The following is a 3,927-nucleotide window of genomic DNA, read 5'->3' as shown; positions in this document are numbered from 1 at the left end:
ACGCTCGCCGCGCGCCATGCAGCCGGAGAGCGCGAGGGCGACGGCGAGCGTGGCGGCGGCCGCCCGGAGCGGTCGGTCATCGAACGCCGCCGGTCGCTTCCCTCCCCCCTCTGCGGGGGAGGGTGAGCCTCGCGTCAGCGAGGGTCGGGAGAGGGGAGCGCCGTATCCGGAAACGTCGCTCCCCTCTCCCGACTTAGCTCGCGGCCCACCCTCCCCCGCAAAGGGGGGAGGGGGCGCGGCGTGGCGGCCTTGACGGAGCGTGCATAGGCGCAAGCGCCGGAAGGCGGTTTCGGTATTCGATATCCGCAGAAGCACCCCGACCTCCCCACGCCAAGCCTCATTCGATGCTACCGCGGCTTTCAGTCCTAGCAAACGCGAACTCTCACGCCGCGCACGGAAATCCCCTAAGGTGGGGCCATGCAATGGACCGATGACGCGCTGGTGCTCGGCGTGCGCAGGCAGGGCGAGACCGGCGTGGTGCTCGAGGCGATGACCCGCGCGCACGGGCGCCATCTCGGGCTGGTCCACGGCGGGCGCTCGCGCCGGATGCAGCCGGTGCTGCAGCCCGGGAACCTCGTGCGCGCCACCTGGCGTTCGCGGCTCGACGAGGGCCTCGGGGCGTTCGCGGTCGAGCCGCTGGATTCGGCGCTGTCGCGTCTGATCGGATCCGGCCTCGCGCTCTACGGCGTCGGCCACCTCGCGGCGCTGCTGCGGCTGCTGCCCGAGCGCGATCCGCATCCCGATCTGTTCGAGGCGGCCCGCGTGCTGATCGCGCACCTGCACGACCGCACGGTGGCGCCGGTGCTGATGGTCCGGTTCGAACTGGCGATCCTGACCGAACTCGGCTTCGGGCTCGATCTCGGCGCCTGCGCCGCCACCGGCGGCAACGACGCCCTGATCTACGTCTCGCCGAAGAGCGGGCGCGCGGTCAGCGCCTCGGCGGGCGAGCCCTATCGCGACCGCCTGCTGGCGCTGCCGGCCTTCCTGCGCGACGGCGGGCGCCTGGAGGGGCCGGACGACGTGCGGAATGGCTTTACCTTGACCGGCTACTTCCTCACGCAGCACATCTGGGGTCCGCGGGCACTGCCGACCCCTGAGGACCGCACACGATTCGTCGCGGCCGGCCTGGATGCCGAGCGCTGATGTTCGTGTTATGTTCCACGTGAAACGTATGAGAACGGAGCCGTGATGGGCCAGCCCTTCGAGCCGCCGACCGGGGACGGCATCGAGAGCGTGGAGCTGAAGTCCGCGCTGGAGGAGCGCTACCTCGCCTACGCGCTCTCCACGATCATGCACCGGGCGCTGCCCGATGCCCGCGACGGGCTGAAGCCGGTGCACCGCCGCATCCTCTACGGCATGAGGCTGCTGCGGCTCGACCCGAACACGGCGCACAAGAAGTGCGCCAAGATCGTCGGCGACGTGATGGGCGACTTCCACCCGCACGGCGACCAGGCGATCTACGACGCGCTGGTGCGGCTGAGCCAGGACTTCGCGCAGCGCTACCCGCTGGTCGACGGGCAGGGCAACTTCGGCAACATCGACGGCGACGGCCCCGCCGCCTACCGCTACACCGAGGCGCGGCTGACCGAAGTCGCACGGCTGATCCTCGACGGGTTCGACGAGGACACGGTCGACTTCCGCCCGTCCTACAACGGCGAGAAGGACGAGCCGTCGGTCCTGCCGGCGGCCTTCCCGAACCTCTTGGCCAACGGCAGCCAGGGCATCGCGGTCGGCATGGCGACGTCGATCCCGCCGCACAACGCGGCGGAGCTGTGCGACGCGGCGCTCTACCTGATCGCCAACCCGGCCGCGACCTCGGCCCAGCTCGTCAGCTTCGTGCAGGGGCCGGACTTCCCCACCGGCGGCATCCTGATCGATTCGGCCGAATCGATCGCCGAGGCCTACCGCACCGGGCGGGGCGCCTTCCGCGTGCGCGCCCGCTGGACCAAGGAGGATCTGGGCCGCGGCACCTGGAACATCGTCGTCACCGAGATCCCCTACGGCATCCCGAAGGCGCGGCTGATCGAGAAGCTCGCCGAGCTGCTGCAGGAGAAGAAGCTGCCGCTGCTCGCCGACGTGCGCGACGAGTCGGCCGAGGACGTGCGCGTGGTGCTGGAACCACGCTCGCGCAGCGTCGACCCGGTGATCCTGATGGAATCGCTGTTCCGGCTGACGGAACTCGAAGCCCGCATCCCGCTCAACATGAACGTGCTGGTCGGCGGCCTCGTGCCCCGGGTGATCGGGCTCGCCGAGGCGTTGCGCGAATGGCTCGACCACCGCCGCGTCGTGCTGCAGCGGCGCTCGCGCAACCGCCTCGGGCAGATCGAGCGCCGGCTCGAGATCCTGAACGGCCTGCTCATCGTCTACCTCGACCTCGACGCGGTGATCCGCATCATCCGCGAGGAGGACGAGCCGAAGGCGGCGCTGATGGCGCATTTCGGGCTCACCGAAGTGCAGGCCAACGCGATCCTCGACACGCGGCTGCGGAGCTTGCGCAAGCTCGAGGAGATGGAGCTGAAGCGCGAGCTCGACACGCTGACGAAGGAGAAGGACGGGCTGGAGGCGCTGCTCGGCTCGGACGCCGCGCAGTGGAAGTCGATCACCCAGCAGGTCCGCCAGATGAAGAAGACCTTCGGGCCCGACACCAAGCTCGGCGCGCGCCGCACGACTCTGCAGAACCCGCCCGACACCGCCGGCATCGACTTCACCGCGGCGATGGTCGAGCGCGAGCCGATCACCGTCATCGTCTCCGACAAGGGCTGGATCCGGGCGCTGAAGGGCCACGTCGCCGACCTGTCCGGCGTCGCGTTCAAGGGCGACGACCGGATCAAGATCGCCTTCCCGAGCGAGACCACCGCCAAGATCCTGGTGCTGGCCTCGAACGGCAAGGTCTTCACCCTCGACGCCTCGAAGCTGCCGGGCGGACGCGGCTTCGGCGACCCCATCCGCCTGATGGTCGACCTCGACGACGGCACCGAGATCGTCGCGGCCTTGCCCTACCGCCCGGAGACCCGCCTGCTGATCGCGGGCTCGGACGGGCGCGGCTTCCTCGCGCCGGCGGACGCGCTGGTCGCCAACACCCGCAAGGGCAAGGGCATCCTGAGCCTCGACGGCGACGCCAAGGCAGTGGTGCTGGTGCCGGCCGAGGGCGACCACGTCGCGGTGACGAGCTCCGACAAGCTGCTGCTGGTCTTCCCGATCACAGAGCTGACCGAGCTCGTCCGCGGCAAGGGCGTGCGCCTGCAGCGCTGCCGCCAATCGAGCCTGGTCGACGCCTGCGTCTTCCCCCTCGCCGAGGGCCTGCCCTGGCGCGACGGTTCACCCGAGGGCCGCCTCGCCCAGCACAGCGTGCTGGAGAAGTGGACGGGCCACCGCACGGATGCCGGGACGCTGATGACGCGGAGTTTCCCGAAGTTCGAGCGGTTCGGGAAGTAGGGCGAAACATCGGATGCCGCTCGGCGGCGGCTTTCCCTGACCGGCCACGTCCATCCCCTCGCCCCGCTGGCGGGGAGAGGGCTTCGGCGACCTCGTCGTCGCCGAAGCGAGGCGGCAGCCGAAGGTGAGGGGGGGCCGAAGCAGCCTCGTCCTGAGCCGCCCCCTCACCGTCGCTCCGGCTACGCCTCTCGCCTCCCGGCTGCACGACGGGGTGCAGCCGGGCCTCTCCCCGCGCGCGGGGAGAGGGGAACCCGCGGCTCAAGCCTTCACCGGTTCGACCCCTTCTCGAGCGAGCAATGCGCGCTTGCGGTCGATGCCCCAGCGGTAGCCGGAAAGGGCGCCGTCGGCGCGGACCACCCGGTGGCAGGGGATCGCGACCGCGAGCGCGTTGGCGCGCGGATCGTCCATGTCTCGGATGATGCCGACCGCCGGTACACGGTCGTGCTCTCCGAAGAAGAGGCGCGCGGCGGACATACGCTTCGCGAGCATGTC

The 3,927-nt window shown here is 70.6% G+C and carries 3 protein-coding genes; 2 read left to right on the top strand and 1 reads right to left on the bottom strand.

What is annotated here, in order from left to right; genetic code table 11:
* Positions 1-417: 417 nt before the first annotated feature.
* Positions 418-1,143 carry a DNA repair protein RecO gene (gene recO / locus FV222_RS19505; RefSeq protein ID WP_147764043.1) on the top strand — a complete coding sequence of 242 codons (726 nt, stop codon included), beginning with the start codon at positions 418-420 and terminating at the stop codon, positions 1,141-1,143.
* Between the two features lie 45 nt (positions 1,144-1,188).
* Positions 1,189-3,435: a DNA topoisomerase IV subunit A gene (parC, locus tag FV222_RS19500; RefSeq protein WP_147815431.1), complete on the top strand. Its 2,247-nt coding sequence runs from the start codon at positions 1,189-1,191 to the stop codon at positions 3,433-3,435.
* A gap of 258 nt (positions 3,436-3,693) precedes the next feature.
* On the opposite strand, the gene FV222_RS19495 is transcribed toward parC, so the two are convergent.
* A partial coding sequence (locus FV222_RS19495) for an MGMT family protein (protein ID WP_147815430.1) occupies positions 3,694-3,927 on the bottom strand: 234 nt, incomplete at its 5' end.

Source organism: Methylobacterium sp. WL103 (assembly GCF_008039885.1).
Classification (GTDB): domain Bacteria; phylum Pseudomonadota; class Alphaproteobacteria; order Rhizobiales; family Beijerinckiaceae; genus Methylobacterium; species Methylobacterium cerastii.
This window is presented reverse-complemented; position numbering and strand designations above follow the sequence as displayed.